This is a genomic window from Streptomyces sp. NPDC025618, assembly GCF_055558795.1.
Genome location: NZ_JBVHLW010000039.1, coordinates 43683 through 51306 on the forward strand (window position 1 = coordinate 43683; position 7624 = coordinate 51306).

Genomic DNA, 7624 nt, shown 5'->3' on the forward strand with positions numbered 1-7624 from the left:
TACCCGACAGGCGGCCGCACCGGCTGTTCCGTCCCGTCCCGCCATGCCGTCCCGTCCAGGCGAAAGGATCGAGGAGATCAGCGTCTACACGCCGGCCCGGCCCCCCTCCACCCAGGAGCTCCAGGCACTCGTGGCACGGCTGCTGCTCGTGCCCGACGAACACCGCCGCTTCACCGTCGACGAGCAGAGCGCGCGCCGGCTGCACCGCCTCGGACCGGAGTTGCTGTCCGCGCTGTGCGAGGCGGGCGTGCCCTTCGTGGGTACGGGCTCCGCGCGCCTCTTCGACGGCTACGACCTGGGCAACGCGGCGCTGCACCTGGGCCTGGCCTCGGTGCAGCGCCGGGCCGTCCGCTCGTGGGCCGGTTCCCTGCGGACCGCCTCGGCTTCACAAGGGCCGCGCTACCGCGTCGACGTCACCGCCTCCTGCCCGGTGCCCGGCCACGCGGGCCCGTGCCGCTACGGCGTGCTGCTGCCCGGCGCCCGTCGCCCGGTGGAGGCCGCCTCACCGCAGGAGACCACGCTGGCGCGGCTGTACGTACGGTCGCGCGACCACTGGCCGGACTTCCCCCCGGCCGTCCTCGACCTGCTGCGCACCCTGGAGCCGGTCGGCTTCTTCCTGCTGCCCGAGGCGATCCGCTGGGACCCGGAGTTCCTGTGGAGCACGCGCATGGCGGACTGCGGCGGCGCGGCGGCCTGGCTGGTGGCGGAGGGCCAGCGCCGCGGGCTCGACGCGCGGTTCTCCTTCGGCCTGCTGGTGGCCAAGCCGTACTCCACACCGCACTGCTGGGCCGAGTTCCTGGTGGGCGGCCGCTGGGTGCCGGCCGATCCGCTGCTGCTGCGGGCCATGGCCGCCTGGGGCGGGCTGGACGCGGCGGCCCACCCGCCGCACAGCTCGCCGGGGGCCATCTACCACCGGCTCGCGGGCCGCTTCACGAAAGTCGTCAGCCACGCCGGGGTCTGGGCCCCGACGTCCCTACCCACGGAGCTCCTGCCATGCCTGTGAACCCCCCGCCCCTCCCGGAGGCCGCGAAGGACGCGCCTTCCCCCTCGTTCCCATCCCGGTTCACCACGGTCGTCTTCGACCTCGACGGCGTCCTCATCGACAGTTTCGCGGTGATGCGCGAGGCGTTCGCCCTGGCCTACCGCGAGGTGGTGGGGCCGGGCGAGCCGCCCTTCGAGGAGTACCGCACGCACCAGGGCCGCTATTTCCCGGACATCATGCGGCTGATGGGTCTCCCCGGCGAGCTGGAGGAGCCGTTCGTCCGGGAGAGCCACCGGATGATGGACCAGGTCGAGGTGTATCCGGACGTGCCGCAACTGCTGGCGGACCTGCGGGCGGACGGCGTCGGCACCGCGATCGCCACCGGCAAGTCCGGCTCCCGGGCACGCGCCGTGCTGGCCGCCGTCGGGCTGCTGCCCCTGCTGGACGAGGTGGTGGGCAGCGACGAGGTGCCGAGGCCCAAGCCGCACCCCGACATCGTGCGCGAGGCGCTGCGCCGGCTGGACGCGGCGCCCGAGGGCGCGGTCATGGTCGGTGACGCGGTGATCGACATCCGCAGCGGCCGCGCCGCGGGGACCGCCACCGTGGGCGCGACCTGGGGCGAGGGCACGCCCGGGCAACTGAGCGCCGAGCGGCCCGACTTCCTGCTCGACAAGCCGCAGAGCCTGCTCGCGCTGGTCCGCAGCGGCGGCCGCGCATGACGCCCGCGACCCCGCGCTGGAGCGTCGTCGCCCCGCAGGGCACCAACCTCGAACTGGCCGGAACGGACGGCCGCGAGGGCTGGCGGCTCCTCCTGGAGACCGCCCGCACCGTCCGTCGGCAGGACCGCGGCGGACTCTGGCTGCTGGACCGCACGGACACCCTGCCCCGGCGCGAGCCCGAGCCGGTCTGGGAGGGCTGGACGGCGCTCGCGGCCCTCGCGGGCGCGGTGCCCGGCCTTGAACTGGGTCTGCTCTCCTCGGCCCCGCCGTACCGCAACGCCGCGCTGATCGCCAAGCGGGCGGCGGCCCTGGACCTCGTCTGCGACGGCCGCCTCACCCTCGGCTTCTCCGCCCGCGAGTACCTCCCGGAGCATCACTCGACGGGGCACGCGGTGCCCACCGGCCTGGAGCCCGACGAGGAGGAGGCGGCGGCCCACCGGGCTCTCGGGGAGACGGCCGAGGCCCTGCGCGCGCTGTGGAGCGGACAGCCCGTCACCTTCACCGGGGAACACATCCGCCTGACGGCGGCGCACTGCGTGCCCACCCCCCGGCAGCGCCCCCTCCCCCTCGCGCTGCGCGCCCCGGCCGGGGACGCCGGGCGCGGCGCGTTGCTGCCCGCCGACGCCACCGTGCGGGAGTGCGCTCACATCCAGTGGACGGGCGAGCCCGGTCAGGTCGCCGCGGCCGTCACCGCCTTCCGCCGCCGCCGCACGGAGCTCGGGCTCGACCCGGACGGCGTCCGGCACGCGTGGGCCGCGGAGTGCCGGATCTTCGACTCCGCGCTGGACCGCGACCGCTGGCTCGCCACCCCGCACGAGGTGCTGTTCTGGAGCCACCACCCCGACCTGCTGGCGCGGCGCAGCCTGTACGGGACGCCGGAGCAGCTCGTCGAACGCGCGCGGCGTCTCGTCGCCGCGGGCGTGGAGGAGTTCGTGCTGTGGTTCCGCGACTACCCGGCCACCACCAGCCTGGAGCGCCTGTTCCACGAGGTCGTCCCCCAGGTGGCGCCGGGCGCCGCCAAGGAAGCGGAGGAGTGAGCCCGTGCTCGACACCCTGTCCACCGCGCCGTTTTTCTCCACCGCCTGGCTCGCCGGGGCCCAAAAGCTCGAACGCCCGCCGGCCGGCGAGCGCAGCACGGTCGCGCTCCGCCTGGAGCTCACCGACCCACCGGCCGATACGCCCCCGGCGGTCGACGTGCGGGTGGACCTGGTCTCCGGGCGGCTGGGCCTCGCGGCCGCGGCCGGCGAGAGCCCGGGGCTGCGGATCCGGCTGCCCCTGGAGGCCGCCCGCGCCCTGCTGCTCGGCCCGGCGCGGGAGCGGGCCGGTGTCTTCGAGCGGGGCGACGTCCGGGCCGAGGGCAACTTCAGCCTGCTGTTCTTCATCGACGCCGCGCTGGAGCGCGACGGATCCGGCCATGTGGCCGCGCTCGGTGGCACTCCTGGCGCCCCGGCGCGCGAAGTGGCCCCACCGCCCGGCACCGAGGAGGCGGCCGAGGCCGTCCGGGGCGCCCGGGCGGCACTTCCCGGCACCATGCGGGAGCTGGAGCGCGAGGTGGGCACCTCCACCCCGGGGGCGCAGATCTACGTCTCCCGCGACGGGGTCCCGCTCGCGGACGCGGGGCTGGGGCTGGCCCGTCCCGGGGTCGCGATGACCCACCGGTCGCTCCCCTTGTGGTACTGCTGCGCCAAGCCGCTGCTGTCGGTCGCCCTGGGCCGCCTGTGGGAAGCGGGGGTCTACGACCCGTACCTGCCCGTGGCGCACTATCTGCCCGAGTTCGGCAACCGGGGCAAGGAATCCATCACCTCGATGGAGCTGCTGACCCACACGGGCCCGCTGCCCACCGGCGACGACCCGCTCCACGGCGTCGTGGCCGGCCCGGACGAGGAACGCGTGCGCCGCGCCTTCGAGGTGCCGGTGGCACCGCGCCCGGGGGGTGCGCCCGGCATCAACTACAGCCAGTGGTGGGCCTGGTTCGTCCTGGCGCGCATCCTCCCCGCCGTCGACGGCAGGGAGTACGGCACGTATGTCCAGGAGGAGATCCTGGGGCCGTGCGGCATGTCCGCCACCCATGTCCAGCTGGACCGTGACGCTTTCGCCGCGCTCGGGGACGAGCTGCCGCTGATCCATGTGAGCAACCCGGAAGGCGGCCCGTGGCCCACCCACTGGTGGTCCACCGAGGCGGCCACCACACGCTGCATCCCCGGGGTCAACACCCGGGGCCCGCTGCGCGACATGGGAAGGCTCTTCGAGATGCTGCTGCGCGGCGGGTCCGCTCCCGGCGGGCGCGTCCTGGCGCCGCCGACCGTCGCCGCCCTCACGGCCCGGCACCGCACCGGCCTGACGGACCGCTACGGCAACGCCGACTGGGGCATGGGCTTCCGCCTCGAATGCCGCCGGCTGGACCCGCGGTTCACCAGCTTCGGCTCGTACGCCTCCCCCCGGTCCTACGGGCACGACGGGCTGTGGACCGCGGTGGTGTTCGCCGACCCGGACGCCGCTCTCGTCGTCGCCCTCCACCTCAACGGGAAGGTGGAGCACGAACGCCACCGTGAGCGCATCATCCGCCTCGCCGACGCCGTCTACCGGGACCTCCGCGTCTCCTGACCCCCGACCGGCCCAGACCCCCGACCTTTCACGAGAGGGCTCATCCATGCCGCACTCCGAGCTGTCCGACCTCCCCATGCCCTCGCCCGCCTCCGACGAAGTGGGCGCGCTCTACGACCGGTTCACCGCCCTGGGGGCCGCGTCGCTCGGCGAGAACCTGCACTTCGGCTACTGGGACTCCCCCGACAGCCAGGTGCCGCTGGCCGAGGCCACCGACCGGCTCACCGACATGATGACCGAGCGGCTGCGTATCGGCGCCGGCTCCCGCGTCCTGGACCTCGGCTGCGGGGTGGGGACGCCCGGCGTGCGCATCGCCCGTCTGAGCGGCGCGCACGTCACGGGCATCTCGGTGAGCAAGGAGCAGGTCGCCCGGGCCAACGCGCTCGCCGAGGAGTCCGGCCTCGCCGACCGGGCGCGCTTCCAGCGGGCCGACGCGATGGACCTGCCCTTCGAGGACGGGAGCTTCGACGGGGTGATCGCCCTCGAGTCGATCATCCACATGCCCGACCGCGCCCAGGTGCTCGCCCAGGTCGGCCGGGTGCTGCGGCCCGGGGGCCACCTGGTGCTCACCGACTTCTTCGAGCGGGCCCCCCTCGCCCCCGAGGGGCGGGCGGCCGTCCAGCGCTATCTCCACGACTTCATGATGACCATGGTCAGCGCCGAGACGTACCCTCCCCTGCTGCGCGAGGCGGGCCTGTGGCTGGAGGAGTTCCTCGACATCAGCGACCAGACCCTGGAGAAGACCTTCGTGGTGCTCTCGGAGCGCATCAACGCGTCGAAGGAGCGCCTGGAGAAGGAATTCGGCGAGGAGATGGTGGACCAGTTCGACCCCGGCGACCTCGTCGGCATCAAGGAGTTCGGCTATCTGCTGCTCGTCGCCCAGCGCCCGGGGAAGTGAGCGGCATGACCGACACCACGTCCGCCTCCGACCGGATGGTCGAACTCTACAACCGCGTCACCGACTTGATGGTGCACGCGGAAGGCGGCTACATGCACGGCGGCTACTGGGCGGGCCCCGACGTCCCCACGACCGTCGAGGAGGCCGGTGACCGGCTGACCGACCATGTCTCGGCGCGCCTGGGCCTCACCCCCGGGGAGCGGGTGCTCGACGTGGGGTCGGGCAACGGCAAGGCCACCTTGCGCGTCGCCGCCCGGCACCGGGTGAAGGCCACCGGGGTGTCCATCAACCCGTATCAAGTGAGCCTGTCCCGGGAGCTCGCCGAGAAGGAGGGCGACGACACCACCGCATTCCACATCGGTGACATGCTCGCGCTCCCCTTTCCCGACGGCTCGTTCGACGCCTGTTACGCCATCGAGAGCATCTGCCACGCCCTGGAACGCACCGACGTCTTCACCGAGATCGCCCGGGTCCTGCGCCCCGGCGGCCGGGTGACGGTGACGGACTTCGTGCTGCGCCGGCCGCTGAGCGAGGCGTCCAGGGCGATCGTCGACACCGCCAACGACAACTTCCAGCAGGGCCCCGTCCTCACCCGCGAGGCGTATGAGGACCGCATGCGGTCGGCGGGGCTGGAGGTGGTGGAGTTCCTCGACATCGGGGACGAGGTACGGCCGTCGTACGCGGCGGTCGCGGCGAAGATGCGCGCGGCCAGGGACGAGCTGGGCTCCCACATGGACGACGAGGCGTTCCACCGCATGGTCGACGGCATCGACCGCATGGGCTCGGTGGAGGAGGTGGGCTACTCGGTGGTCACCGCGCGGAAGCCCTTCCCCCGGGCCCAGGGCGACGACGGGAGGGAGGACCGGTGAAACCCACGCGAGAAGCCCCCCGGCAGGCGGGCTCCTGGACCGTCACCGAGGCCCCCGGACGGCTGCCGCTGATCGGCCACACCATCCCGCTGCGCCGCATGCCCCTGGAATTCCTCACGGCCCTCCCCTACCGGGGCGACCTGGTGAAGGTCTCGCTCGGCCGCACGCCCGCCTATATGGCCTGCCACCCCGACCTGATCGGGCAGGTCCTGGCGGACCCGCGGACCTTCGACCGGGGCGGGCCGTTCTACGAGAAGACCAAGCTGCTCATGGGCAACAGCCTGGGCAACTGCCCCTTCAGGGACCACCGCCGTCAGCGCCTGCTGGTGCAGCCCTCCTTCCGCCGCGGCCGCCTGGCCACCTACACCGAGGTCATGCGCCGGGAGCTGGAGGCGGAGATGGACCGCTGGCGGCCCGGCGGGATCATCGACGTCAACGACGTCTTCCACGCGCTGACGGTACGGATCGGCGCCCGGGTGCTGCTGTCCACGGAGATCGGCACCCCGGCCGTCGAAGGCATCCTGCGGCACCTCCCCATGGTGATGGAGGGCATGTACGAGCGGATGGTCTCCCCGCTGGGGCTGCTCCACCGGACGCCGACACCGGGCAACCGCCGCTTCGACGAGGCGCTGCGGCAACTGCGCTCCATCGTCGACGACATCATCGCCACCTACCGGGCGGCGGGGACGGACCACGGTGACCTGCTCTCCGGGCTGCTGGCCGCCCGCGACGAGGCCACGGGCGACCGGCTCTCCGACGCGGAGATCCACGACCAGGTGATGAACTTCCTGATGGCCTCCACCGAGACCACCGCGACGGCACTCACCTGGACCTTCCACCTGCTCGGCGAGAACCCCGACTGCGAGGCCCGGCTCCAGGAACTGGCCGACAGCGCCCCCGCCGGGGAGCCGGACGGGGCGGACCGGAGCTCAGGCCACAAGGACGAGCCGGACTACGCCCGGCGCGTCATCACCGAGGTGCTCCGGCTGTACCCGCCCGGCTGGCTGGTCACCCGGGTCGTCTCCGAGGAGACCGAACTCGGCGGCGTACGCATGCCGGCCGGAACGGTCATCATCTACAGCACGTACGCCCTCCAGCGTGACCGGCGCCTGTTCCCCGACGCCGAGCGCTTCGACCCCGACCGGTGGCTGCCGGAGCGGGCCAAGGACGTGCCGCGCGGCGCGATGATCCCCTTCGGGACCGGCAGCCGGAAGTGCATCGGCGACGAGTTCGCGATGAACGAGACGACACTGGCGATGACGATGGTGGCCGCCCGCTGGCGGCTGCGGCCCGTGCCCGGCACCGTGGTCCGGCCGGAGCCCCGGGCCCTGGTCGCCGTGGGCCCCCTGCCCATGGTCACCGAACCACGCGTCTGAACCAGAGCCCCGGAGCAGGGCGCCGGGTACGGTGGGGGGGGGGGGGGGGGGGGGGGGGGGGGGGGGGGGGGGGGGGGGGGGTGTTTTTTTTCCCCCCCCCCCCCCCCCCCCCCCCCGCCCCCCTGCCCCAAGTCCACCCCGGGTCCGACGTTCCCCCACCCCCCCCGTTGGGGCCC

7 protein-coding genes are annotated in these 7624 nt (G+C 73.8%); all 7 read left to right on the top strand.

All coding sequences use genetic code 11. The features are described from left to right. Nucleotides 1–43 precede the first annotated feature (43 nt). The 7 genes from ACZ4A5_RS26025 to ACZ4A5_RS26055 are packed head-to-tail and all read left to right on the top strand — an operon-like array spanning nt 44 to nt 7448. Nucleotides 44–1003, top strand: coding sequence for a transglutaminase-like domain-containing protein (locus ACZ4A5_RS26025; RefSeq protein WP_467589016.1), 960 nt, complete (start codon nt 44–46; stop codon nt 1001–1003). Then, complete coding sequence (locus ACZ4A5_RS26030) at nt 994–1701, top strand: HAD-IA family hydrolase (RefSeq protein WP_467589017.1); 708 nt, start codon at nt 994–996, stop codon at nt 1699–1701. The genes ACZ4A5_RS26025 and ACZ4A5_RS26030 overlap by 10 nt, the downstream gene beginning before the upstream one ends. Then, entirely contained in the window at nt 1698–2738 is a 1041-nt protein-coding gene (locus tag ACZ4A5_RS26035; protein WP_467589020.1) for an LLM class flavin-dependent oxidoreductase, read from the top strand. The genes ACZ4A5_RS26030 and ACZ4A5_RS26035 overlap by 4 nt, the downstream gene beginning before the upstream one ends. 4 nt (nt 2739–2742) lie before the next feature. After that, on the top strand, nt 2743–4305 hold the full coding sequence (locus ACZ4A5_RS26040; protein ID WP_467589023.1) for a serine hydrolase domain-containing protein: 1563 nt from the start codon (nt 2743–2745) through the stop codon (nt 4303–4305). A 46-nt stretch (nt 4306–4351) separates the two neighbouring features. After that, nucleotides 4352–5203 carry a methyltransferase domain-containing protein gene (locus ACZ4A5_RS26045; protein ID WP_467589026.1) on the top strand — a complete coding sequence of 284 codons (852 nt, stop codon included), beginning with the start codon at nt 4352–4354 and terminating at the stop codon, nt 5201–5203. A gap of 5 nt (nt 5204–5208) precedes the next feature. Continuing rightward, nucleotides 5209–6072, top strand: a complete 864-nt coding sequence (locus ACZ4A5_RS26050; protein ID WP_467589029.1) for an SAM-dependent methyltransferase — start codon at nt 5209–5211, stop codon at nt 6070–6072. Next, a complete protein-coding gene (locus ACZ4A5_RS26055) occupies nt 6069–7448 on the top strand; it encodes a cytochrome P450 (protein WP_467589032.1) in 1380 nt (459 codons plus the stop codon). The genes ACZ4A5_RS26050 and ACZ4A5_RS26055 overlap by 4 nt, the downstream gene beginning before the upstream one ends. Nucleotides 7449–7624: the final 176 nt, after the last annotated feature.

Coding starts and splice junctions, on each gene's coding strand:
- ACZ4A5_RS26035 (WP_467589020.1), top strand. CDS start 1,698: ATGACGCCCGCGACCCCGCGCTGGAGCGTCGTCGCCCCGCAGGGCACC.
- ACZ4A5_RS26045 (WP_467589026.1), top strand. CDS start 4,352: ATGCCGCACTCCGAGCTGTCCGACCTCCCCATGCCCTCGCCCGCCTCC.
- ACZ4A5_RS26030 (WP_467589017.1), top strand. CDS start 994: ATGCCTGTGAACCCCCCGCCCCTCCCGGAGGCCGCGAAGGACGCGCCT.
- ACZ4A5_RS26025 (WP_467589016.1), top strand. CDS start 44: ATGCCGTCCCGTCCAGGCGAAAGGATCGAGGAGATCAGCGTCTACACG.
- ACZ4A5_RS26050 (WP_467589029.1), top strand. CDS start 5,209: ATGACCGACACCACGTCCGCCTCCGACCGGATGGTCGAACTCTACAAC.